The organism is Streptomyces sp. NBC_01571, from assembly GCF_026339875.1.
In the GTDB taxonomy this organism is placed as follows: Bacteria; Actinomycetota; Actinomycetes; order Streptomycetales; family Streptomycetaceae; genus Streptomyces.
The window spans coordinates 18,865-42,172 of record NZ_JAPEPZ010000005.1; the positions used below are offsets into that span (position 1 = coordinate 18,865).

24 protein-coding genes and 1 pseudogene are annotated in these 23,308 nt (G+C 70.4%); 11 read left to right on the forward strand and 14 right to left on the reverse strand.

Annotated features, from left to right (window positions below; all coding sequences use genetic code 11):
* Positions 1 to 10: 10 nt before the first annotated feature.
* From OHB41_RS50270 to OHB41_RS50295, 6 genes are read right to left on the reverse strand one after another with little or no spacing between them, the layout of a single operon-like run.
* Positions 11 to 1,288 (reverse strand): phosphoribosyltransferase, encoded by a 1,278-nt coding sequence (locus OHB41_RS50270; RefSeq protein ID WP_266709239.1) that lies wholly within the window; start codon positions 1,286 to 1,288, stop codon positions 11 to 13.
* Positions 1,285 to 2,088 (reverse strand): HAD family hydrolase, encoded by an 804-nt coding sequence (locus OHB41_RS50275; protein WP_266709241.1) that lies wholly within the window; start codon positions 2,086 to 2,088, stop codon positions 1,285 to 1,287. The genes OHB41_RS50270 and OHB41_RS50275 overlap by 4 nt, the downstream gene beginning before the upstream one ends.
* Positions 2,085 to 5,033 carry a methyltransferase domain-containing protein gene (locus OHB41_RS50280; RefSeq protein WP_266709243.1) on the reverse strand — a complete coding sequence of 983 codons (2,949 nt, stop codon included), beginning with the start codon at positions 5,031 to 5,033 and terminating at the stop codon, positions 2,085 to 2,087. The genes OHB41_RS50275 and OHB41_RS50280 overlap by 4 nt, the downstream gene beginning before the upstream one ends.
* Positions 4,939 to 5,655, reverse strand: a complete 717-nt coding sequence (locus OHB41_RS50285; RefSeq protein ID WP_266709245.1) for a phosphoribosyltransferase family protein — start codon at positions 5,653 to 5,655, stop codon at positions 4,939 to 4,941. Before OHB41_RS50285 ends, OHB41_RS50280 begins: the two co-directional genes overlap by 95 nt.
* A complete protein-coding gene (locus OHB41_RS50290; protein WP_266709247.1) occupies positions 5,648 to 7,048 on the reverse strand; it encodes a hypothetical protein in 1,401 nt (466 codons plus the stop codon). Before OHB41_RS50290 ends, OHB41_RS50285 begins: the two co-directional genes overlap by 8 nt.
* A complete protein-coding gene (locus OHB41_RS50295) occupies positions 7,048 to 8,256 on the reverse strand; it encodes an aminotransferase class V-fold PLP-dependent enzyme (RefSeq protein ID WP_266709249.1) in 1,209 nt (402 codons plus the stop codon). Before OHB41_RS50295 ends, OHB41_RS50290 begins: the two co-directional genes overlap by 1 nt.
* 251 nt (positions 8,257 to 8,507) lie before the next feature.
* Between OHB41_RS50295 and OHB41_RS50300 the strand changes: the two genes are divergently transcribed.
* The 3 genes from OHB41_RS50300 to OHB41_RS50315 all read left to right on the forward strand — a co-directional run bounded on the left by OHB41_RS50300 (position 8,508) and on the right by OHB41_RS50315 (position 11,187).
* A complete protein-coding gene (locus OHB41_RS50300; RefSeq protein WP_266709251.1) occupies positions 8,508 to 9,947 on the forward strand; it encodes an NsdA family TPR-like regulatory protein in 1,440 nt (479 codons plus the stop codon).
* On the forward strand, positions 9,944 to 10,441 hold the full coding sequence (locus OHB41_RS50305; protein ID WP_266709253.1) for a GNAT family N-acetyltransferase: 498 nt from the start codon (positions 9,944 to 9,946) through the stop codon (positions 10,439 to 10,441). The genes OHB41_RS50300 and OHB41_RS50305 overlap by 4 nt, the downstream gene beginning before the upstream one ends.
* Positions 10,442 to 10,878: 437 nt before the next feature.
* The gene (locus OHB41_RS50315) at positions 10,879 to 11,187 is read left to right on the forward strand and encodes a hypothetical protein (RefSeq protein ID WP_266709255.1); all 309 of its coding nucleotides are present in this window, start codon (positions 10,879 to 10,881) and stop codon (positions 11,185 to 11,187) included.
* A 129-nt stretch (positions 11,188 to 11,316) separates the two neighbouring features.
* On the opposite strand, the gene OHB41_RS50320 is transcribed toward OHB41_RS50315, so the two are convergent.
* From OHB41_RS50320 to OHB41_RS50345, 6 genes and pseudogenes are all read right to left on the reverse strand, one after another.
* Positions 11,317 to 12,213, reverse strand: a complete 897-nt coding sequence (locus OHB41_RS50320) for an IS5 family transposase (RefSeq protein WP_323138642.1) — start codon at positions 12,211 to 12,213, stop codon at positions 11,317 to 11,319.
* Positions 12,214 to 12,229: 16 nt separating this feature from the next.
* Positions 12,230 to 12,616 (reverse strand): hypothetical protein, encoded by a 387-nt coding sequence (locus tag OHB41_RS50325; RefSeq protein ID WP_266709257.1) that lies wholly within the window; start codon positions 12,614 to 12,616, stop codon positions 12,230 to 12,232.
* A 145-nt stretch (positions 12,617 to 12,761) separates the two neighbouring features.
* Positions 12,762 to 12,833: pseudogene (locus OHB41_RS50330) on the reverse strand (hypothetical protein); the annotation flags it as partial.
* A gap of 419 nt (positions 12,834 to 13,252) precedes the next feature.
* Positions 13,253 to 14,038 carry a hypothetical protein gene (locus OHB41_RS50335; protein ID WP_266709259.1) on the reverse strand — a complete coding sequence of 262 codons (786 nt, stop codon included), beginning with the start codon at positions 14,036 to 14,038 and terminating at the stop codon, positions 13,253 to 13,255.
* A complete protein-coding gene (locus OHB41_RS52215; protein ID WP_323138643.1) occupies positions 14,035 to 14,418 on the reverse strand; it encodes a hypothetical protein in 384 nt (127 codons plus the stop codon). The genes OHB41_RS50335 and OHB41_RS52215 overlap by 4 nt, the downstream gene beginning before the upstream one ends.
* A gap of 462 nt (positions 14,419 to 14,880) precedes the next feature.
* The gene (locus OHB41_RS50345) at positions 14,881 to 15,222 is read right to left on the reverse strand and encodes a DUF8825 domain-containing protein (protein WP_266709261.1); all 342 of its coding nucleotides are present in this window, start codon (positions 15,220 to 15,222) and stop codon (positions 14,881 to 14,883) included.
* A gap of 202 nt (positions 15,223 to 15,424) precedes the next feature.
* Here OHB41_RS50345 and OHB41_RS50350 point away from each other — a divergent pair, with 202 nt between their 5' ends.
* The 3 genes from OHB41_RS50350 to OHB41_RS50360 all read left to right on the forward strand — a co-directional run bounded on the left by OHB41_RS50350 (position 15,425) and on the right by OHB41_RS50360 (position 16,716).
* Positions 15,425 to 15,706: an HU family DNA-binding protein gene (locus tag OHB41_RS50350; RefSeq protein WP_266709263.1), complete on the forward strand. Its 282-nt coding sequence runs from the start codon at positions 15,425 to 15,427 to the stop codon at positions 15,704 to 15,706.
* 200 nt (positions 15,707 to 15,906) lie between these two features.
* Positions 15,907 to 16,110, forward strand: coding sequence for a cold-shock protein (locus OHB41_RS50355; protein ID WP_266709265.1), 204 nt, complete (start codon positions 15,907 to 15,909; stop codon positions 16,108 to 16,110).
* A gap of 360 nt (positions 16,111 to 16,470) precedes the next feature.
* Positions 16,471 to 16,716, forward strand: coding sequence for a DUF6207 family protein (locus OHB41_RS50360; protein ID WP_266709267.1), 246 nt, complete (start codon positions 16,471 to 16,473; stop codon positions 16,714 to 16,716).
* A 35-nt stretch (positions 16,717 to 16,751) separates the two neighbouring features.
* On the opposite strand, the gene OHB41_RS50365 is transcribed toward OHB41_RS50360, so the two are convergent.
* A complete protein-coding gene (locus OHB41_RS50365) occupies positions 16,752 to 17,945 on the reverse strand; it encodes a pentapeptide repeat-containing protein (protein WP_266709269.1) in 1,194 nt (397 codons plus the stop codon).
* 250 nt (positions 17,946 to 18,195) lie between these two features.
* Here OHB41_RS50365 and OHB41_RS50370 point away from each other — a divergent pair, with 250 nt between their 5' ends.
* From OHB41_RS50370 to OHB41_RS50385, 4 genes are all read left to right on the forward strand, one after another.
* Positions 18,196 to 18,807, forward strand: coding sequence for a hypothetical protein (locus tag OHB41_RS50370; protein WP_266709271.1), 612 nt, complete (start codon positions 18,196 to 18,198; stop codon positions 18,805 to 18,807).
* Positions 18,808 to 18,881: 74 nt separating this feature from the next.
* On the forward strand, positions 18,882 to 19,556 hold the full coding sequence (locus OHB41_RS50375) for a hypothetical protein (RefSeq protein WP_266709273.1): 675 nt from the start codon (positions 18,882 to 18,884) through the stop codon (positions 19,554 to 19,556).
* Positions 19,557 to 19,662: 106 nt separating this feature from the next.
* Positions 19,663 to 20,244: a hypothetical protein gene (locus tag OHB41_RS50380; protein ID WP_266709275.1), complete on the forward strand. Its 582-nt coding sequence runs from the start codon at positions 19,663 to 19,665 to the stop codon at positions 20,242 to 20,244.
* 307 nt (positions 20,245 to 20,551) lie between these two features.
* Entirely contained in the window at positions 20,552 to 21,880 is a 1,329-nt protein-coding gene (locus OHB41_RS50385; protein WP_266709277.1) for a hypothetical protein, read from the forward strand.
* Positions 21,881 to 22,214: 334 nt separating this feature from the next.
* Here the strand turns inward: OHB41_RS50385 and OHB41_RS50390 are convergent, their stop codons facing one another.
* On the reverse strand, positions 22,215 to 22,475 hold the full coding sequence (locus tag OHB41_RS50390) for a hypothetical protein (RefSeq protein WP_266709279.1): 261 nt from the start codon (positions 22,473 to 22,475) through the stop codon (positions 22,215 to 22,217).
* Positions 22,476 to 22,966: 491 nt separating this feature from the next.
* Between OHB41_RS50390 and OHB41_RS50395 the strand changes: the two genes are divergently transcribed.
* Positions 22,967 to 23,185: a hypothetical protein gene (locus OHB41_RS50395; protein WP_266709281.1), complete on the forward strand. Its 219-nt coding sequence runs from the start codon at positions 22,967 to 22,969 to the stop codon at positions 23,183 to 23,185.
* Positions 23,186 to 23,308: the final 123 nt, after the last annotated feature.

The window sequence follows — 23,308 nt, forward strand, 5'->3', positions numbered from 1 at the left end:
GCTCCCGGGTTCAGGCGGCGACGTTGAGTGCGGCCGGGCGGGGGACAGGCGGTTCGGCCCAGGTGGTGGCGTGGCCGAGTTCGGCGCGCATCGCGGCGAGTTGGCCGCTGCTCCAGGTGCCGGTGCTCAGGGCGAGGTCGAAGGAGTCACGCATCTGCTGGTGCAGCGTGCCGTGGGCCTGGTGGGCGGGGTCGCGGGCGTATTCGTGTGCGTCGCCGCGCAGGAGGTGGCCGATGAGGCGTTTTTGAATGCTGTGGTGCAGGTTGGGGCGCAGGCTCGGCAGGTCGGCGGCGTCGGCGATGTCGTGGAGTCCGCTGCGGTGGTAGAGGCTCCACGCGGACTCGACGCTGCGGGTGACAGCCTCGCCGCCGAGCTGCTCGACGAGGGTGCGTGCGGCGCGCAGGGTGCTGCCGTAGCCGCAGTTGTCGTCGACGACCAGCACGGTCCTGTCGGTGACGGCGGCCGCCAGGGCCTCGCATTGGGGTGCGGGGGCGGTGGCGCGGTGGCGGATGGTGCCGTCGGCGCCGAGGTAGGGGACGGCTGACTGGTCGTGGAAGCCCAGCCGCACCAGGTGCACTCGGACGGGGCGGTCCACGAGCAGCGGCAGCAGGGCGCGGGCGGTCAGGGCCAGGGACAGTGATCCGTACAGCGGGGCGAGCAGGTCAGTGATGTCGGGGCGGGGCAGCAGGACGTGGTCGGCGAGGAACCGCAGCTCGTTCATCATCTTGGTGTGGTTGTCGAGCTCCCGGAAGGACCGCCAGCCGCCCTCCAGCCTGGTGAGCAGTTCCAGGTCGGCGGGTGTGACGGCGTCGGGCTCAGGGTGCGGGTGCGCGGTGTGGAGTGCCGTGACGGCGGCGGTGGCCGTGTCCAGGAGGCGGTCCAGGGCGGCCGGGCGGGGGTCTCCTGGGGCGGCCGGGTGGTCGGTGAGGTGGTGCCAGAGGGCGTAGGCGCCGGCCGCGGTGAGGTTGTGGAGGTTGTCGAGCAGGGCGTGACGCAGGTGCGTGGTCTGTCCGGGGACGTGGTGGCCGAGGAGAGAGAGGGTGCCGGCCAGCGCCGCGGCGGCGGGCAGTGCGGTGCGGGGCTGGTAGTAGGCGGCGCTGCGGCCCAGCCGGGTTCCGTGCGCGTCGCAGGGCGGGAAGAACCGGTCCAGCAGCGCCGGGTGGGCGCCCGCACGGGCCGCGGCGTGCAGTTCAGTGGCGGGGATGCGGACTGTGCCCAGCAGATCACCGGAGACGGGAGCCCGGTCCGGGCGGGTGGCCGGGCGGCCCGGCAGGACGGTGGTGGTCATGTCGGTTCCGTTTCACGGGCCGGACGCCGGACGGCATGCGCGGCCAGGGCGTTCAGGCAGGAGGGGAGGTCGGGGAAGCGAGCGGCGGGAGGCCGGCCGGGCGGCGCGGGGACGGTGTCGGGACAGATCCAGACCGGGTGCATCCCGGCACCATGGGCGCCTACGACGTCGTTGGCCCAGCTGTCCCCGACGTACAGGCACTGCTCGGGGGCGACGGACAGGTCGGAGCACGCGTGGAGGAACGGGGCCGGGTCGGGTTTGCGGGCTCCGGTGTCCAGGGCGCACACCACCGTCTCGAAGGCGCCGTCGAGTCCGGCGTGTCCGAGCTTGGCGTGCTGGGTGGAGCGGTCGCCGTTGGTGACCACACCGAGCCGGTAGCGCAGTGCGAGCCGCTCCAGCAGTGCCGCGGTCTGCCGGTCGGGGGTGATCGCGAGAAGTTGCTGCCGGGCGAAGTCGGCGACGAGAGCGCCGAGTTCCCTCTCGTCCGGCTGGATACCGCACTCGTGCAGCGCGGTACGCCAGACGTGGGCGCGGATGACCGGCGTCGGGCCGAGGTGGGCGAGTGCCTGTTCGTAGTCGCGCCACAGCGTGTCGGACACCCGCGTGTAGGCGGCGGCGATGGCCGGCCCGCTCACGCCGGAGTGCGTGTGGGCGAGGGGCTGGGTGACGGTGTCCAGGGCGGTGGTCCAGCACGGCAGGTAGGGCACGAGGGTGTCGTCGAGGTCGAAGAGCACCGTGGTGATGCCTGTCGGCAGCCCGTAGGGGCTGCCCGGGGTACCGACGGCGGGTGCGGGGTTCACCGGGCAATTCCGTGGCCGGTCATCCGGGCACCGAGGGCGACTGCTGCCAGCCCGAACGGGCCGCCCGGCCCTGCGGGGGTGCCTGGTGGGGTGAGGCGGAAGAAGAGGTCGGGCAGGAGCAGGCCCAGGATGCGGCTGCGGTCCACGGGCAGGCCCTCGAAGTGGTCGAGCAGCCAGGGTGTGGTCAGGAGCAGTTCTCCGAGCGGACCCAGGGGGCGGCAGGTGATGTCCACGATGTTGCCGCGGACGGCGACGGCAGGATCGGTGAGCAGGCCCGTGTGCTTGAGGCAGGACCCGACAAGTTTGGCCAGTGACTGGTCGAGGTCGTGCAGTCCGGCGAACTCGGCGTCGATCACCCACCATTGGTGCGGGTCAGCCCGGTCGACGAGGACGTTGCCGAGGTGGAGGTCCCCGGTGCCGTAGGCGAGGTGGCCGCCCGGAGGCAGCGAACGACGGGCCAGGTGCACCAGCCCCGCGCAGGTGAGCTGCGTGGGTTCGCCGTTGAGGTGAAGGGCGTGGTTCCACCAGGGCCTCATCCGGCGGGCCAGGTCCTCCACCCAGCCGGACAGCACCACGGGGGTCTGCAGTGAGTGATCGGCGTCCTGCTCCCGGTAGGGGCGGGCGGTGGCGGTGATCAGGCGGACCAGCCGCACGGACAGGTCACCGAGCACGCGGGTGAAGGCGCCCGGGTCGGTGACGGCCAGGTTGCGCAGGGCGCCAGCGTCGAGGTGCTCGACGATCAGGGTGGCGTTGTCGCCCTGGTAGTGCAGCGCGGTCTCCGGGACGGGCAGGTGCCGCGCCAGGACCTGCAGGCCGGTGTGTTCCCGTTCGGCGAAGGCCGTGGAGCGCCCGGGTTTGACGATGACGGGGCCAGCCGGGGTGCGGGCGGCGAAGACCGGGCCGCTGCTGGGCCGCAGCTGTGTGATGGCGCCGTCCGGCGAGGTGTAGGAGCAGGCCGGGCCGTGACTGTCGGAAGTGATCTGCCAGGACTCGGCAGGCACTTCGGCCCGCACCCGGGCGACAGCCGTGTCGACGGCCACGGTCAGCTCCAGGGGCGACGGCCGCTGGGCGAGCAGATCGGGATCGAGGAGTCCGGCGTCGAGCAGCGACCAGTGCCCCGTCTCGTCCTCGCCCGCGTACAACAGCCGGACCTGCCCGGACCGGTCGGGGACCAGCGCGGGATAGAACGCGTAACGGGCGTCCGGCGCACCGGGTCCTGCGCGGTGCAGGATCGTGCCCAGCGGCCGCCAGCTCTTCCCATCCACGCTGTGTGCGGCGGCCAGGCATCGGGCGGTGCCGGCGCCGTAGACCATCAGCAGCCCGCCGTCGGCAGTCGGCGCCAGGGCGGGGCAGTCCGCCGCGTAGGCGTCCGGTGCGCCCGGTATGCCGGTGTCCAGGACGATGCCGTGGCGCTGCCAGGAGGTGCCGTCGGTGGAGGTGGCCAGGTGGATGCGCCGGTGGTGGCCGTCCCGCCCGGCGTACCACATCCACCAGGCGCCGCCGCGTCGCAGGACGGCGGGCATCAGGACGTGTTCGCTCTCGCTCGCGTGTCCGCTGCTGGGCTCCAGCACGGTCTTCGGGGTGGTCCAGGTGGAGCCGCCGTCGTGGCTGAGGGTGCGGTAGATCCGCCACGGGCCGCCGTCAGCACGGGCGCTGAGGAAGGCGATAAGGGTGTTGCCGTCGCTGACCAGACTTGGGCCCATGACGTCGTCACAGCCGTCCGGGACGGGCAGCGGGCGGGCATCGGCCAGCAGGACGGGGCCGGTGTGCGGCAGCTGGCACAGCATCACCCGGTTGCGGCCGCCGGTGTACCAGGGTTCGGGGGCCCGGCCGGGCAGCTGCCGCGGCTCGTAGGTGCGCGCGGAGCTCGGGCCGGTGGTGAGGGCGAGCAGGCGGCGGCCGCGGTGCTGGACCGCAGCTGGTGCGAAGCACACCGAGTCAGTCGCGTCGGCCAGCACGGTGCGGTGCCGTCCGACGCTGTCCGGGCGTCCGCTGCTCCGGCGTCCGGGTGCGGGCGGGCGGGGAAGGCCGGTGCGGGTGGCGGTCAGGAGGAAGTGGTCTCCGGCCTCTACGAGTTCGGGCAGGCCGGTGGTGGCCAGGACAGCGTCGCTCAGCTGCGTGAATGCGGCCCGGTCGGCGGCTGCCTGGTCGACGTAGGGGCGCATCCAGGCCGCGACGCCCTCCAGGGAGTAGCGGTCGCTGATTTCCAGCCCGGCGCCGCGCAGCAGGTCTTCGGCCTCGCGAAGGCTGTGGGTGCGGGTGGGCGGCATGTAGTCGGTGTCCGGGACGCCTGCTGGTGGCTGGTAGCGGCCGTGGCCGAGGTAGCCGGAGGCGGCCAGGGCAGTCATGTCGGTGAAGCGGCCGCGCTTGAGGAGGTCACGCAGGACGGAGGTCCGCGTGAGGAAGATCGCGTACAGGCGGCCGCCGGGCGCCAGAGCGGCCGCTGCGCGGCGCACCGTCTCGGCGGCATCGGCGTCGTCAAGTAGGTGGTAGAGCGGTCCGAACAGCAGCACCGCGTCGAAGTGACCTGGCGGGGCGAGGAGTTGGGCTGGGCTGTGCCATGTGCCGAGCAGCTGCCCCTCCAGTCCGGCTTCCCTGAACCGGTCGCGGGCAACGGCCAGGCTCGCGGCGGACAGGTCGGACAGGGCGACAGTGTGGCCGCGGCGGGCCAGGGCCAGGGCATGGACGCCGGGGCCGGAGCCGATGTCGAGGATGCGGCCGGCCGGCGGGAGAGCGGCGAGGACCTGGCGGTGGATGACCTCAGCCTCCAGCCGGTGGTAGGGGCTCGAGCGGGTGCGCTGCCACTCCCGGGCCGGGTCCGCGTCGTAGAAGGCGGCCACACGCGCCAGATCAGAGCCGGTGCCAGTGGAAGCCGCGGTGGTGGAGCCGTCCTCGGCGGGCGAGTTCGGCGAGGTGGGGTTCGAGAAGGTCGGGGCCGAGGTCATGGCCGAGTTCACGCAGCCTTTCGTCGATCTGTTTCGTGGTCAGGGGGCCGGCGGCCAGCAGGCAGGCGGCGGTCTGGTCGAAGTCGCGAAGGACCCGCCACGGCAGGACCAGCGCGGGAAGGTCGCTCATCGTCCGTGCGGCGAACTGCGGTGCCGGATCGGCACGGTCGGACGTGGCCAGGCACGCCAGCTGCGGGCTGTACGGGGCGAGCTGGCTGAGGTAGTAGCGGGCGGTGCGGCCGGAGTCGACGACTTCGTCGACCACGACGACCGGCTGCCCGGCCGGTGGGGTGGCCGGCGTCAGCAGGCCGTCCGTGGCGGCGAACAGGCTGATGCCATCGGTGCGGCCGCCGTGGTGGCGGGCCGCGGCGGCCAGCACCAGCGAGCCGGGCAGAAGGTCGGCCAGCGACTGCGCGGTGATCCAGCCGCCTTGCAGCACCCCGACCAGCGTGAGTGGCCCAGGATGCTGAGCGCGGATCTGTGCCGCCACGTCGGCGGCCATCACCTGGTAGGCCCGCCAGGACACCATCCGGGCGCGGCGCCCGTCGGCGGCCGAGAAGACCAGGTCACAAACCGGCACCGGCACCGGTGCGCTGTCCGCGGGCAGCCGGGGGTCAGACACGGCGGACCTCCGGCGCGTACCGGTCCCACAGCAGCGCCAGCAGCCGGTCCGAGCCGCCCGACACCCGTGCGAAGGCCGCGACGGCGCTCTCTCCGGGCGGGCCCGGACGCTTGCGCCGAGCCCACAGGCTCGGCGCGGCAGGAAGGACCCCGCCCACCTGTCGCACCTGTTCTTCCAGCGTGGCCAGGTGGTCGGCGACGTCCCGGCCTAGCGCGGTGAGTTCCTCGGGATGGTTGAACGGGGTGCCGACGTCCAGGGTGAGCGGCACCAGGTACACCGCTGCCGGGGTGCCGGTCAGGCTGTCGCGCAGCCCGTCGTGCGTGCGGCCGGTGAACACGCTGTCGTCCACGTGCACGACCACCACGCCGTCGGCATCCAGTGGACCGGTCCGCCACGTGCCCGCAGCGACGCGGGCCATCTCCGCCTCGTGGACGGAGAATCGGCTCACGGCCAGCCGGACCCTGGCCCGATCGGCGGCCGGGAGCATTCCGGCGAGCAACGGGCCGACGGCCATCGCGCCGAACGCCTCGCTCACCAGCAGCACTGGCGCCTGGGGGTGGGAGTGGGTGATCGCGGGCCAGCGGGTGTAGGCGACGGCGGCGACCTGCCACAGCACGTCGCCCTCGCGCACCGCGCGCACCGCATCCGCCGCCGCGCCGCGACAGGCCAGCTCCCCGCCGACGCCGTGGAGCACCTCGGCGGCGTGCGGGTCGGCCAGCAGCGCAACCGCCCGGTCTCCCCACGTGTGCGGAGCGCACGGACCGGCTGCCGGATGCCAGCGGTTGAAGGAGGCTTCGGCCAGCAGCACAGCGAGACCTTCGAGAAGGCCGTCCAGGACGGCCGCCGTCTCTTCCTGTCCGAGGGCTGCCGCGCTCCACCGGGCGGTGCACACGTCGTTGACGGCCGCTTCGAGGAACGCCAGCCAGGCCAGCCACGGATACCACCGGGCCGGTTCTTCTGCCGCGCCGTCGGCCAGCGGCCGGGCGAACGCCGCGTACCGCGGCCACCGCTCGGCCACCAGCGAGAAGCGACGGGCCGGGGACGGGGCGCGGCCGGGCAGGTACATCTGTGCGTCGGCGGCGTAGTAGCCGAAACCGCGCAGGTAGGCCCAGCCGTCGCGGACCGCCATGTCGGAAAAGAAGTCCGCTGCCGCACTGCCGAGTTGACCCGTGTGGGAGGCCGGGATCCGGAAGCCGCCGCCCTCCGCCAGATGCTCCAGCGGTGCAGGAGCACCCTGGAGAGGAAGGACGACACAGCCGCTGGCCGCGAACTGCTGCGTCCAGCGCTTCTCCAGTTGCCGCCGGTTGGCGTCGATCTCCCGGGACCAGGCGAAGATCCGCTGCCGCTCGGGAGTCGTCAGCCGCTCCGAGCGGCCTGCCGTCGGGGCGGCCATCAGGCGGCGTCCCGTACGGCCAGGTCCCGGGAGACGTCGGCGAAGGCGGCGGCGTACGCGTCGATCGTCTGCGGACTGTCGTGAGGGGTGACGGTCACACTGATCCGGCCCGAGTCGAAGGCGGCCGCTCCGGGAAACGGACCGCAGAGCCGGGGACACCAGGTCCCGGCGGCGGCCCGCATCGGGACCGGGTCGGTGAACATGGGCATGTCCTGAAGCGAGCCGATCGACGGGTAGTGCGCCGGGACACCGGCCGCCTGCAACCTGCGCAGATACCCGTCCGTATCCGCCCCGCGCTTCAGCTGCAGGGTCTGGATCTGGGGCCGGTAGCTGAACCATCCGCCCATGCCCGCGCCCGGGCGCACCACCGGCGGCCGGACACCCGGCACCGACTCCAGGAGGCGGCTGAACCTCTCCAACAGCGCAGTGCGGGCCGCGACCCGTTCCACCAGCCGCTCAGCGTTGGCCAGCGCGACGACGGCGGCCAGCGGGTGCATGCGCATCTTCAGGCCAAGCCCGGTCTCGCCGAACACCCGCAGCGCCTCGTCCTCCAAGGCCAGGGCGCGGCCGCGGTAGTGCCCGGCCAGCACAGCCCGTTCGTACAGTGACCGCAGCCGGGTGCCGAGGATGCCGCCCTCACCGGCGACCAGGGTCTTGCGCGCCTGGAGACTGCCGACGGCGATATCCCCGAACATGCCGACCGGCCGCCCCTGCCACGTGGACAGAACTGCGTGGCTGAAGTCCTCGATCAGGCGCAGATCCCGTGCACGGCAGATCTCGGCGATCTTGTCCATCTCGGCGGGGTGCCCCAGGTAGTGGGTGACGGTCACACACCGGGTCATCGGTCCGATAGCCGCCTCCAGCGCGGCGGGCGACATGGTCCCGGTGTCCGGCTCGACGTCGACCAGCACCGCGTTCAGCCGGCAGTGCGCGGCCGGAGTCAGCGACGCATGGAAGGTGTTGACGGCGCCGATCACCTCCGAGCCGGGCGGCAGGTCCAGGGCCAAATAGGCCGCGTGCAGAGCTGCCGTGCCCGACGCGAACGTGAGCGTGTTCGACAAGCCCAGAACATCGCTGAGCTGTGCTTCCAGGCGTCCGATCACCCCGGAGCCGTCGGCGATCGACAGCTGGCCGCCGCCGCGCACGTACTGCGCCAGGGCCTCCGCGACGTGGTCAAGTTCCAAATCCGCAGGAGCGGTCTGCGACATGCCGTTCTCCAGGTCCTGCGCACACCGGTCGGTGCCCGGTGCACGCCCTAGGCGGGAATCCCGGACGGCGGCCCCTGCGGGGCGGCCGTCCGCGCCGCGGGCACGGTCTGCGCCGGCGGGGTGCACCAGCAGACAGCGACGCCGCAGGCTGCGGCAGAGGGGACGGGTGAGAACGGTGAGAACGTCAGGGTGAGACTGAGAAAAGCCGAGAATTCGTGCCCAACCCGCGCAGACTGACCTACCGTTTGCTTGTGATATCTCTCCGCAGCGCAGCGCTGGACCGGTTACCGGCGCCCGGCGGACGCATACAGAACCAGCACCTCGCCGACGCCTTGGAGTGCACCGGCTGGTCACCGCGCGAACTTGTGCGCACCCTCAACCCGCGCCTGGACGCCATCGGCGAACCCGCCCTGCACCTCACTGCCGGCCGCAGCTGGCTGAACGGCGCTCAGCCACGTTCCGAGACCGTCCGCCGCCTCGTCGCCACCGTGATCACCGAGGCCACCGGCGATACCTACACCACAGCCGACCTGTGGGGACACGAACAACGCCCCAGCCACCGGGAGAAGACGGCCACCGACGACCTCCTCGGCCGACGCTCCCTGACCGAGATCCTGGCCACCGCCACCGCATGGACCGCCACCGAACCGCGGGAACAAGCCGTCCTCCACCCGGCCACCGACACCACCCTGTTCAGCGCCGTCTGGGATGCCACCCGCCAAGCACCGCTCCACACCTTCCCGGGATCAGGCCCCGACGAGGTCATCCCCCCGTTCATGGACGCCCTCGAAGGCCACCTGCGCCAGCTACGCCGCCTCGACGACACCGCCGGCGGCGGCGCCCTGCCCCAGCGCTACGTACGCAGCGAGCTCGCGGGCGTCCTGGAACTCGTACGCAACAGCCGCTACAGCACCGACATCGGCACCCGTCTGCTGATCACAGCCAGCGGAATGGCCCAACTCGCAGGCTGGATGGCCTTCGACGCCGACCTCAACGCCGCCGCCCAGCGCTACCAGCTCCTCGCCATCCGTCTCGCCCGCTCCGCCGGCGACACCCACGCCGTCGCCAACGTCCTGGGCATGCTCTCCTACCAGCACGCCGCCTGCGCCAAGCCCGCGGCCGCCCTGCGCTTCGCCGAAGCCGCCGTCGACCACACCGCGCGCAGCCTGCCCATCGTCCGCGCCCGGGCATGGGGACGGCTGGCCACCGCGTACGCCGTAGCCGGCGACACAGACGCCTTCCGCAACGCCACCGAACGCTGCCACCTGCTGCTGCAGCACCGCCGCGACGACGACCCCCCAGCCCTGTACTACTTCACCCCCGAACAGGTCGCCGCCGAGACCGGCCACGCCCTCGTCGAACTCGCCGCAGCCAACCCCGGCCACGCACGACGACTCCTCGCCGAAGCCACCGAACACCTGTCCCCACTCGCCGACAACGGTCCGACCAGCGGCTTCCAGCGCTCCGCTCTCCTGCACGGCATCCACCTCGCGCGCGCCCACCTCCTCGCGCACGACACCGAAACCACCCTGCACACGCTGCTGCGACTGGCCGACCACGTGCCGCACGTTCAGTCGATCCGCTGCCGCAGCCTCCTGCGCCGCATCCGCCGCCAGGCAGGCACCCACATCCACTCCCCGGACGGCGCTGATGCGCTCGCTATGGTCGACCGGGCACTATCGGTGTCATGACCACCTTCAGCGTTGCCCAGCCCAGCGAATCCGCCCGGCTGCTGAGGGAGGTGCCCTACGACCATCCCGACGCACGCCGCCTCACCCAGGCCCTGTACCGGGAACAGGTCGCCACCTACGGGTTCGCCGACGACCCCGCCGACACCCCCGCCGCGCACTTCGACCCACCGCACGGGCTGTTCCTCATCGCTGACCGGGACGGTGTGGCCGTGGGCTGCGGCGGCATCCGCCTCCTCGACGCGAACACCGCAGAGATCAAACGGATGTACGTGACGGCTACCGCGCGCGGCCAAGGCCTGGGCAGGCACATTCTTCGGAGCCTGGAGGACCAAGCAGCCTCCCGGGGTGCCATGCAGATCGTCCTGGAGACCGGTGTCAGCAATCACGGTGCCCTGGCGCTCTACCAGAGCAGTGGATACGGGCCTCGCCCCTCATACGTATCTGGTCGAGACCCCTTCGTGAACCGCGCTCTGACGAAGCAACTCGGAGAGTGACCTTCGCTGCCAACGAGCTCGCGAGCCGCACGCACCCCGACAGCGGCCCCCGGCTAGGGCGCCGGTTCGTACTCCACCGGCTGTTGCCCGCACCCTTCGGCCAAGCCGGTCAGAGCGGCGCGTTCCCGGTCGTCGACCAAGTGCCAGCGGAGCTTCGTTGCCACCCAGTCCGCGGTGTAGGTGCAGCGGGCGTCCGCAAGGGGTGGCAACCAGTCGGCTGGGTCCTGGTCGGCTTTAGTGCCTGTCTGAGATCTCTGGAAAAGGGGATCCCGTCGGTTACTAGATCATGACCAACCCAGAAACCTTCAGTAGTGTGAGGCACAGGCCGCACTTCTGTCCTATAGCGTCCCCATGCCGAGATCATCCGGCTCGATGCCGGTTGGCCGATGGAGTGAGACGGCCCGTGTGCCGGGCCACCTCACGAACTGGAGAACGCCTTGCCCAGATGGGCCATCCTGCAAGCTGCGGGCCAGTCGGAAGCCTTCACCTACGGCGTCTACCGTGAAGTCGAAGGAACCGAAGCTGAAGCTCTTGCCGTGATGCGGGGCCTCATCGACACCTTCGATGAGGCTAGAACCGAGAGAAAGCGGAAGCGGCAGACGCGACAAGTCTTCCGGCTCTCCGAGCGCACCTACTTCGTCCGCGTCCAGTATCCGTGGGCCTCCGACGAGAGTGCCCAGTTCACGCTCGCCGAACTCATAGCGGACACCAGTTCCGACGATCTCCCGGATATTGTTGGAGGCTAGACCTCCTACCAGTCTGCCTCCTTAGCGTCTGGCTGAGATCCCGGCTCGTTGATGGTCCGTGGGCGCGTGCGGGCATGCCTTTGCGCTGTGGAGCCGCCTTCGGCGGCTCCACAGCGCCGGGGATGAAGCTCAGGGTGAGGACTGCCAAGGGGGCCCAAGGTGGGGCGAGGGTCGGCCGGTCAAGCTTCTCGACCAGCTGGCGTGAGGGCCTTTGCGCGTGAGCCGGCGGGTCATCAGAGTGATGAGTGCCCAGGTCAGGTGGGCTTCTGAGTGCTGCGGAAGACGTTCGTAGTCGCGGACGTTGCGGCGGGCTTTCATGATCCAGCCCAGGGTCCGTTCGACTTTCCAGCGCCTGGGCAGGACGACGAAGCCTTTCGCGCCGCGGGGGCGGGAGACCGTTTTGAGGGTCATGTTGAGGAAGCTGCCCGACCAGTTGATGAGCTGGCCGCCGTAGGCGGAGTCGGCCCAGACCTGCGTGATCTGCGGTTGCATGACCCGTAGCCGCCAGAGGAGTTCGCGGGCCGCGTCACGGTCGGTGGTGTCGGCAGGCGTCACCGTGATCATCACCGGAAGCCCGAGGGTGTCGACGGCGATGTGTCTCTTGCGGCCGTTGATCTTCTTCCCGGCGTCGAACCCGCGGGTGGCCTTGGAGACTGTCTCGGCGCCTTTGACCGACTGCGAGTCGAGGATCAGCGTCACCGGCCAGGGGCATCGCCCCTGGCCCGTGCGGATCTGTCGACGGAGTTGATCACGGAGATAGCCGATGACGCCGCGGCGGTGCCAGGCGGCGAAGTGGTAGTAGACGGTCTGCCAGGGCGGATAATCCGCAGGCAAAGCCCGCCACTTGACTCCGTTGTCGACGAGATAGCGGATCGCGTCGACGATGTCGCGCCGTGGCCACTTCTCCGGTCGGCCGCCCATCTTGGTCTGGCAGGCCGGCAGGGGAAGCAGCGGTTCGATCAGCGCCCACTCCGCGACCGTGGTGTCGGAGGGATAGCGGCGACGGCGGGTCGTTGAAGCTCGCATGAGGAGAGGTCCGGGGTCATTTGGAGAGCTGGGCGAGGGTGGCGCGGACGCCGGTGAGCTGGGCGGATGCGAGCTGGGCCCACTCGTCGTCGGGGTGGCGCATGAGGTGCGGGTCGAGCGTCCCCGTGATCAACCGGGTGAGGCGGCCAAGGACGAGACGGAACTGCTTCTTCTCGTATTCGATCCAGTCGGCCGGTTCCTCGGAGAAGAGATAGCCGTCCTTGCGGCGCCAGATGATCGGGGTCAGGTGCTCCGAGGCCCCGACGTCCCGCAGATGACGGACTCCCCGGGCGACCTGCGACGGAGAGAGACGGGTGGCGGCGACCAGCTGCTTGGTCTGGAGTCCTGATGGTCGGGCTTCCATGAGCGAGACGCGGACCAGGTCGCCGTAGTGCTCGGACAAGGGCCGGGCCTGACCGGCGCCTCGGGGAGGGCGGGACACTGCTGTCACTCGCCCTTGAGGAGCTGGGCGAGCTGCTCGTCCAGGGGAACGTGCCCGTCTCCAGCGCGGCCTCCAGCCAGTCGGCAGCTCCCCGGACCTTGGCGATCGAACGACGGACGGTCTCACGTTCGTCGTCGCTGAACTCCTGGTCCCGCAGCCGCGGAACGAGTCGTCCCAGTCGACCGTGAACAGGTCGTCCGCCCCCTTGGCCACTGACCCTCCCACCGGTCGCATCGGTTCGATGAGCAGAGCCTTGTCACCCAGTGCGAACTGGGCCTTCGTGACCTGAGCGATCAGCTCGCGCGCTTCCGCGACGAGCTCTTCGTAACGCGTCCGTGAGACGTTCCCGACCCGATCCGACATGACGTCACCGCCCTCGTGCCCCCGGGCCGGGCCGAACACCGGCGGTGTTCGACCTCGCCCTACGAAAGGCCATACGCGCGGTGCCTTGAGAATCCGATCCATCGTGGACGTGGTGGCCCTGTCAAGGGGCCCACCTGGGCTTCATCAACGAAAGCTGGTTCTGGCTCAGCTTCTGCTTCTGTGGTGCGTGCACCTTGAGTGACCGTGCAATGCGGGACCGCTGCGGGGCATGAGTCAGAATGGCGGGTCTTCTGAGCAGCCGCCCGTCCAGCGTTCGGCGATCCGCCGGGCTCGGAGTTCACGGACTGCCACATCGTCTGCGTTTTCCAGGCCGCTGATGTCGTGGCCCCACGCCGTCAGCGCTTCCAGGACACGGTCGCGTTTGTAGCGGTCGGTGCTGGTGTTCAGCAGACGTCGGGCGTGGTCAACCAGTTCGGTTCGGTGTTGAGCGAGTACGGGATGCTCTGCCAGGGGGAGGGCAGCGACGAGAGCCGCCGCGCGTACGTCCGCGTCGTCGTGCTCGAGGAGCGGGTGAACGGCGGAGTAGAAGCTGGGACGCAGGTCTCGAAAAGCACGCATGTCCGGACACTCGTCGAGAAACGCGCTGCCCGAACTGCGCTCGCCGATGGCAACGCATTCGTCGTCTGCGTCGTAGGCAGTGCTGCTGAGCCAATCCAGTAGCACCACGCGGGTGAGGTAGTGCGGTGTCTGATCGGCATCCTGCTCGAAGCCGCCTGCAACAGTGGCCGGGTGGTTGAGGACCGTCGCGACGTACAGCGCTACAGGCACGGTGGCTTCGTAGATGGTGTTCTGGTGGGTCACTGCCCCCAGCGCATCCACGACGGCGGTGGCCCTGACACGCGGGTCCGCGTGAAGAAGTCGTACCAGGGCAGTCGGCAGGAGTTCACCCGTGCCTGATGGGGTCTCGAGCGAAGCCCAGTCCGTGTTGTCCAGAATCTCTTGGTAGTGGGGTAGTTCGGCGCGCGCAGGTTCGTTGCTCTGGACACGATGGTTGGTCACGGGCGGAGGCTATAGCGTCCTGGGCTCAGTCCTGAACTCAGAGGAATGATGCGAGCGACTCGCTTCCGCTCTCTGTGCCTCACGTGCCTCAAGACCACCACCGCGCTAAGATCCATATGTACCAAAGGCATTGCGCTCCATCCCGATTTGAGTGTGCAGATAACGCGGGTGTTGCACGAGTCGCGGTCGGCGTCGACCCAGTGCTTGAACGCGGTGCGCTGGTAGCCGTCGCGGGACTCGGCGGCAGCCGGCAGCAGGTCGACGGCGGAGGCCAGCGGCAGCAGTGCGACGTGCCGGGCCGAGTCCGCGGCGGCCGGGGTGGTGAGGGGCACGGTGAGGAGAGCGGCGGCGGTCAGGCCCCGCAACACGATCTTGAACATGCTGCGTTGATACGGGCAGCGCGGCGGGTCCCGCCCGCAAATCGCGCAAACGCCACCCGGGTGGAACGGAAGGCATACGAGCGCCAGGGCAGCCGTATGGCCTCCCGTGGGGAGCCGGGAGGTGCGGCGGGCCCCGCCGGTCGCAGCGACCAGCAGGGCCCGGCAAGGGGGCCTCACCCGGGGGATTAGCGCGGCGCCCGCATGCACACCATGCACCACAAACCGGCCACACGGATAGACGTTGGCCGAAACCTGCCCACCCTCCGTGTCGCCAGCACCGATGCCGCGTCGGAGACGAGGTGGGACGGGACGTAGAAACGCCTCCAGATGTGCACCCCCAGAGGTGTTCTCCCCATGCTCCGCACCATTCCAACGAGCGCGGCGGGACTTGGTTACGCCTGCGCTCGAACACTTCGAGGCACAGACCTATCGGCGTACCGCCGCCTCGGCGGCCATGGTGGCTTATGCCGCGAGCGCGTGGTCGCGGTGGTGCTTGAGCTGGCTGCGCGCGGTGGACCGTTCGGCCGGCTCGACCGTCTCCCAGAACGAATGGCAGACGATCAACGCGGCCAGTTCGGTTTCCCTTACCCGGAGTTGGCCGTGCGTCGCCTGGTCGTCAGAGTTCCAGCCAGGCGAATCAGGGCGCGACGCCGGCCGCCACGAGTTCTCGTGCGAGTCCCACGCGGGCAGCGGTTCGACAGACCAGGGCTGCCGCTTCAGCAGGCGCTGCAGGTCGCCGCGTACCTGATCAAGTTCGTCCTGGGCCGTACGAAGGTCCTCGGGAAAGTTGTATGTCTGTGCCACCCCGCCACGGTACTGCTGTTCGAACGACCGGGCGGCCCGCCGGGCCGCCTCCACGTGAGACGGCGCCATATGTCCCTTATGGGCGATATTGGTACTGCTGCTTTGCCCCGCGGGTCGCGTTGTCAGTGGCCGATGGCAGCATGTCGGCTTGTCCCGCCTGCACGCCGCAGACCGGGCTGATCCAGGAATATGGAGCAAAGCAATGAACCGGAGCGAACTGGTGGCTGCGCTGGCGGAGCGCGCCGAGGTGACCCGTAAGGACGCCGATGCGGTGCTGACCGCCCTCGCCGAGAGCGTCGGCGACGTCGTCGCCAAGGGCGACGAGAAGGTGACGATCCCGGGCTTCCTCAGCTTCGAGCGCACGCACCGCGCCGCGCGCACGGCGCGCAACCCGCAGACCGGCGAGCCGCTGGAGATCCCGGCCGGATACAGCGTCAAGGTGTCCGCGGGCTCCAAGCTCAAGGAAGCCGCCAAGGGCAAGTGACCCCGGCTTCCGTTGCCCTGCTGGGCACCGGGAGCACGGATCGGCACAGGTATCAGGCTGGGACGCGGCACGCTACGCCGCACACAAAGCCGCGTACTTGAGCCGCCACGGGGTAGAACGGATGCCGGGCACCGTCCGCTCGCGGACGGGCCTGCACCCAGACGGGCCGGGAATTCCGGCAGGATTTGAAGGACATCAGTATGGCCAGCGGCACCGTGAAGTGGTTCAACGCCGAGAAGGGCTTCGGCTTCATCGAGCAGAACGGCGGCGGACCGGACGTCTTCGCCCACTACTCCAACATCTCCGGCAACGGCTTTCGCGAACTCGTAGAGGGCGAGACGGTCACGTTCACCTTGGGCCAGGGCCAGAAGGGTCCCCAGGCCGAGAACATCGTCCGCGGCTGACACGACCATCGCGGAGCGGATGTCCCAGGCCTTCGAGAGCCTCGGGTTGAATCCCACCGTGTGAAGAGGGGTCCGGCGCAGTCGGGCCCCTCCTCCGTTCCCCCGCTCTCCTGCGGGCCTGGCCAGCTCCGGCAGCGCCGAGAAGTGGTCAGCCCGGCCTCGCCAGAGCGTTACGAGACCGGGCTGAAACTGTGGGCCAGCAGCCAGTTGGCGCCGGGACCCCAGCCTTCGCGCATCCTAGAACGCACTTCATGCCGCCGGTGCCCGTTGCCAATCATCAAACTGCGCCGGGAAGCACACGGTCGGGTGATGCTCCCCTGATCGGAGAACTGCCGGCCACGCCAACGCGTCGTGCCGGGCATGAGAGCAATCCTTGACGCACATGTGGCAGAGCCGGGCCTGGCGGTGGTGGAGATCGCGGCCGCCGACGACGAGACAGCCTTCGCCATCCAGGACCTGCTCACCCAACGATGCGCTGCGGCACCAGCCGACCGCACGACCAGAGATCCAGGCGAACCGGGCGTCCGGCTGCGGTTCTTCGTCGACCTACGCGAGCGGCCAACGTATAGCCCGATCCGTTCAGCGGGCATGGCCGGCGAGCAGTAGATCGGCACGCTTGCCGTTGGCGCGTCGGTGCGGCATCAGGGCATCCAGGTGTTCGGCAGGGCCAGCCCAGGCGGCAGGGACTCGCCTGCTCCAGGTACCAGCCCGGACGGGGCATCGCCCAGCGCACCGGCGAAGTTCACGTCGCCGCCTGAGAAGGTGGCGCGATCGAAGTGCACGGTGTTGCTGGAGAAGGTGGCGCCGCCGAAGCCCACGTCGCTGCCAGAGAAGGTGGCACTGCCGAAGCTCACATTGCCGCCGGAGAAGCGGGTGTCGGTGAAGCGCAGGTCACCGCCCGAGAAGGTGGCGCGGTCGAAGCGCACGGTGCTGCCGGAGAAGGTCGCGCCATCGAAGTACATGGTGCTGCCGGAGAAGGTGGAGTTGCCGAAGTACACATTTTTGCCGGAGAAGGTCGCATTGATGAAGACCATGTGGTTGCCGGAGAAGGTGGCGTCGTCGAAGCGCACGGTGCTGCCGGAGAAGGTAGCCCCGGCGAAGCCCACGGCGCCGCTGGAGAAGGTGGCGCGATGGAAGTTCACGAGGCCCTCGCTGAAGGTGGCGCCGCTGAAATCGATGGTGGCGTCGATGGTGATGCCGGCGAGGTCGAGGTTGCAGCCCTGCCAGGAGCCGTGTGTGCCGGCGGGGAGTCGGTAGTGGTCGCCGATGAGGCGTAGGACGGTGTGGCGGACGGTGCGCAGGGCGAGGTAGCGGTGGTGCTCTTCCTGGACAGCTGGATTGTCGGTGCCGGGGTCGGGGGTGTGGGGGAGTTGGAGGTAGGCGCACAGGACGTCGATGCATGTCTGGCGCAGGGCCCGGGTGGGGGCGTCGTCGGCGAGTCCGGCCAGGGCGTGGACGCCGCCGAGCTGTACGGCGGGGGCGTTGTCGCCGAGTTGGGAGACGGCGGTGGTGAAGCGTTCGGTGTGCAGGCGGGTGGCGTCGCGTAGGGCGCCGTCCTCGTCGACGCGTTGGCGCCGGTAGGCGACGATCAGCGCGACCAGGGCCCCGGCGCCGGCGACGACGCCGAAGGACAGTTTCACCAGATCGAACAGGGTCGAGGAGTCGAGGCGGTGCTCCGGTTTCAGGCCGCGGGCTCCCAGGAGCTCCCACGCGGTGTAGAAGACACCGCCCGCGACGAGCAGGGCGACAGCGAAGGCCAGAGCGAGGACGGGGCCGACCGGCCAGAGATTCAGGCCGCGCCGTTCGACCGGGCGCCGTTGCAGACGTGGGCTCACCCCACAGGAGACTCCGCGGACGCGCCACCGGTTGCACGCCGAGCCGGGACGCGGTCGCAATCACCGCGGTCGCGCTCCGGTTGTCGGTGGCACCCCGTACGGTAGATCCCGTAGAGAGCGGCATGCCGCGAACCGCCGTTTCCGCTGCTGCCCCTCGCGCCCACGCCGCACCGGGGCGGCGCCGCCGGACAAGGACCGCACCAGGGTCCCGCGCCGCACCACCTGAACACCCGTCTGTCCGGCTGCGCCCTTGCACGCGACGTCCGGCGGGAGCGTGGGGTCCCGCTGTGGAGACGACCGTGACCAAGCAGGAACCGACCACCTCAAGCGCCACGCCCGGGAGCTCGCCCGCACCAGCGGCCGGCGCTTCCCCGACGTCCTCGCCGAACTGCGCCGCGCACCGCGTCCAACGACCGCGCGCCCGCCCTCGAAGGAACTCGTCGCGTTGTGTCCTCGCCCAGCCCATCCCCTCGAGGGCGGCCGGTGCGCCCGCCCGGCCGGCCACGAACGGCTCGACGGCTACGGCACCTGGTGGTGCTCCCCGGAACCCCACATGCCCGCACACGTCTGGCGGGGCTACCACGACGCAGCCGACGCGGACCGCCGGGAGCAGGACGCGGCGTGGCTGGCATCGCTGACGCCGGCCGAACGCGACGCGTGGGAGGCGGAGCAGGAGGCGGCGTACTGGGCGGACATGGCCGACGCGGCCCGCGAGCCGTACGACCCGTACGACGACAAGTACCAGGAACTGGTCCTGGACGCCTTGGACGAGGAGCGCCAGGACACCGAACCCAACGACCTCGATGACGACGGCCTTGACGCTCTTGCCGAAGAGGAGACGTGGGACGGGGCCTACCGGTGACGCCCAACTGCCTTTCCGGCACATCCAGCGCGACCCCGGTGCGCAGCCGCAGCACCTCGGACGGAGTTCCCCACATGACCACCACCGCCGGCATGCTCGCGACGTACGGCCCGCTGCAGTTTCCCGGCTACGCCGGTCTGGCACTGTGGCAGTTCAGCCGCGCCCGGCGCCTCGGGCTCATCCCCGGCCCCGATGCCGCGGGCGGCCGCTGGTCCGCCGCCGTCTTCGACGATGCGCTCGCCCGCATCGACGCCATCCGGCAGGCGGTGGGCACGATGCCGGACGTCGGCGCCGCCCGCGCCGAGGAGCAGCTCGCCGAACGCTTCGGCATGACCGTGCACTCCGGAACCGCCGCCGAACTCGCACGCCGTGGCCACCTGCCCGTGGTCGGAGACCATAAGGGCCACGCTCTGTACTGCGGGCTCGCCCTGGGAAACCTCACCGACCGCCGGAAGGTCGAACGTGCCTCGGCCGCCGGGAAGCTCCACTTGCGCGACGCCGCCGCTCAGGTCCTCGGCATCCGGGAGACGGACCTCGACCACCTTCTGCGCGCCGGGCTTCTCACCCCTGCTGCGAGCGCCCGCTCCTGGTGGAACAAGCGCGACGTGGTCCTGCTCTACCGTCAGGCCGACCTGGACCGCCTCGCTCCAAGCCGCCGCGTCGACTGGGCAGCCGTCCGCGCAACCCCCAAGGGGCACCGGTCCCCGCTCGCGGCGCTCCCCACCCAGAAGCAGACAGCCGGACGGTGAGGGCGCAGACCCTGGCACTGTCGCGGCCGCGCAGGGCGACCGTGCGCCGCGTCGGCCCACGCGCCGTCGATCGTTCCCCTGGCACACTTTCCACTGGAATCCTGCAATGACCGAGATCACCATCCGGCCCGAACCGCGCACCACGGCGTTGACGCTGATCAGGGCGACCGCGCTCGACCACGTCGCTCCGGGCAGCCGCGACGACGAACCTCCGCTGCCCAACCGGCAGATGTACGACGACCTGACGTCCGCACTGCAGAGCTGGCGCGCGGCCGGCACCCTGCGCGAGGACTCCCTACTACTGGTCGAATGGCTGGCGGTCGAGCTGTGCGGCTACCTCCACGAAAGCCTCGACCAGGACAACAGCCGCTTCGACCGGTGGCTGCGCGACTTCGGCGACGAGGTGTGCCAGAGCCAGACACACCCGCACCCCGCTGGCCCCACCGCGGTAGAGATCATGTCGGTCGTCGCGGACAGGCTGGGCCCGCCCTCCGACAGCCGCACCGCGACGGAGCAGCTGGTCCGGATCGGAGTGCCGTACCTGCACTACGTCCGGCACGACCACGACATCGAGGACGCCCGGGAGATCGCCCTCACGTTCGCGCTGTGGGCCGGCCAGCAGCTGGCGGAACTGATGCACCATGACCCCGACCGGGTCCACGGCTACGTGGACTCCCGTCTCCGCTGACCCGCACTGCGCCGAGCCGGGACGCGAAGGCTCCGTGCCGCTTGGACCATCGGCCCGCGGGCCGGGTTGGGGACCGGTAGAGTGCGGGCAGGCCGACGCATCGGCCCAAGCCCGCACCCTGGCCCATGACCCGGGTGCACCACGGCGAAGGTGCCCGCGGACCCCGCGCAAGGGGGTCTGGTCTGTGAGCATCAGTGCGAGGTGTACGTGTACTTCCGGCGGCCACAGGGCCGTTGAGCCTTCCGCATGCTGCTCTTCGCCACGCGCATCGGGTCATGGGGCCGGGCGCGGGAAATGCGAGAGCCGTATGACCAAGAGCCACGGCCGAAAGAGCCGGGCGAGAAACAGGAGCCGCCGTTCCGGTGCCGCCTACGCGGCGGCCAACGCGGGGACCCTCCACGTGCATGCCAGCGGCCCGTCGGCCGAGGACCTCCAACCGGCGGACCCCAGCCGGTGGGGCGTGACGGCCGTGCCGGACCTGGGGATCGCGGCCGCGTTGATCGGCGCCAGCATCGAACGGTGCGCGCCGTGCCGGCAGTCCCTCACGGCGAAACTCCTCGAGGGGGACCCGATCGTGCTCGCGGTGACCGCGGACGCCGCCTACCGCCTGCACACGCCCCGCGTACCCGACGAAGACGGCCCTGGCACCGGGCCTGCCCAGGTGTTCTTCTTCCTCGCCCGGCATGCCCGCGCTCCCGGTGGCGATGCCCGACTGCTGCTCGCGGGAGTCGAGCAGCTGCCCGCAGCCGACCGCAGGCAGCTCCTGAACGCCGTGCTGGACCTCTTCCTCGCCCCCGTCTCCACGCCCCTGGGCCAGGGCCAGACGACCATCGCCAGCCCGCCGGATGAGAGCGGCGCCATCCGTACAGGACCGCACCCACTTCACCAGGCGCACGAGCCTCTTCAGCCCAGCAAGGAGAACCGGATCCGTATGAGCGAGACCACCGAAGACGTCATCCAGCACGCGGAAAACGCGGCCCGGTCCCTTGCCGAGTTCATCACCGAGCTCCAGTACCGGGGGAGGGAGATCGAATACCCGGCGGAGGCCTCCTTCATCGACCGTCATCTCGCCCGCGCCGCAGGCGAGATGACGACAGCCCTCACCGCGCTCAGGACCTTCGTCGAAGGCCTCCAGGAGCGGGACCGTCTGATGACCGACTACCGGGGCGTGGCGCTCGACCAGGTGCTCCAGCGCTACAGGGAGGCATCCCTCGCGGCGGAGCTTCGAGCCGGCCTGCTGCGTGGGTCCTTCCCTGCGGTCGATCGCCCGGTCTCGCAGGGCGCCTCCGGGGAGTACAGGCCGGTCGCCGCGGCCCGCTCCCTCGCCGAGCTGGTCACCGGCCTCACGTACCGGGGACTTGAGTACCCGCAGGACGCCTACCGGATCTACAGCTATCTCACGCGCGTGGCAGGGGAGATGAGGACAGCGCTGACCCTGCTCAAGACCTCCGCTGAGAGCCTTCGGGACAAGGAGCCGCGCGAGCACGAGACGCTCGGCACCTCGGCTCAGCAGTACGCAGGCGCATCCGTCACGGCAGGGCAACTCGCCTCCGCGCTGAACGAGGCGTACTCCGCCATCGGGCACCTCGCCTACAAGGAGACACAGGCAGACCAGGAGCCGGCACCGCGCAACTGACCTGACCCTGCCCGGCAGAGGTGCGTTCGTCCGGGGACGCGGTGAACCGAGGCCGGGGCCGCCCATGGGCGACCCCGGCCTTCGTCATACCGGCCCGACGTGCAAGGCTGCCTGGCTCTGTGCGCGAGAACAGGTCGGTGCGCCCGTCTCCGGCCGCACCGCGCAGGACATGTCGACGTCGCCGTCGGCGGCGTACCCCATCTCACCGGTCTCGCCGCCTGGACCGCGGCGAGCCACGGGCGTTGCGCGGTCTCCGGCGTCACCGGCCCGGGGCAGCGCCGGCCGGCGTCGGGGCTCGGTGGCCGGTGAGACCGCCGCAGACCACTCGCTGCTGTCAGCAACTGCCGGGCGGGGACGGACAGGACGGCGCTGGAGCAACGATCGGCGTTGGCACGGCCTGCGGCGGCTGGGAGGCCAGACCGATCCCCATCAGGACGGTCGCGACAGCGGCACCTGCCGTGATCGCCATGTACAGATCCCCGCGGGGCGGGGCCTCGGTGCTGCGCCTCTTGGTGTCGAGGTAGACGGCGGCGGCCGCGGCCACCGCGAACATGAGGGTGAGCAACAGGCCTGGCGTGATGGCGAACTCGGTCATCGGACGGCAGTCCCCTTTACCCGGCCGACAGTGCGAAATCCGTGGCCCGTCGTCCTGCCGCCGTCTGTTCCCGGTGCCCGTTTGTGCTGGTCGGAGTGCTTGTCGGTGCCGTGCTGTAGCGTCATAAGTGTCGGTCAAGGAACCTCCTGGTGCCCGTACGAGAGGCCGGGGGACCTGGACGCCGGAAGCTCCTGGGACATGGCCGGCCGCCAAGCGAAGACCGTGTCTCCAGGGCGCTCCCGAGTGCGCGGGCCCTTCGACACCAAGAACGCTACGGACGGGACCGACAAACGGAGCGTCCGTGGAGCAGCCCCTGGGCGGGGGACTGCTGTCAGCGCCAGGAGCGACACGCCCCCACCGGCGTCCCAGCGCCACCCCGCACCGGGATAACGACCCCGAACCGCATCTGTCCGGAGAGAGTCCGCAACGCGACTCGGGCTCCCCCCTCGCGCCCGATCTCACCCGAAGTCCTGCCCACCCTGGAGGTTGTCATGGAGTACCGGTACGTCCGAGTGCAGGTGTTCGGTGCGAGCCACGCTGATCTGCGTACCGAGACCGCCCTTTCCGAAGAGCACGTCCGCGGCGCCTACGAGGAGCAGCCGGTGTACATCAACCAGGACCCCACGAGCATCACCGTGAGGTTCGACGACGCGGGGCCGGTCATTACGTACCTTGCCCAGCGTCCCGCCGATTGGGACGAGCGGGCCTGACGTTTCGCGAGCTGCCGCAGCGCCCTGACCGCCAGCGTGGTGACGGGCGCCCGCGGTGCCGTACATGACGAGGGCGTAGAACCGCGTCCGGAGGTCGGGTGCCGGCTTCCGTGTGTGACCCAA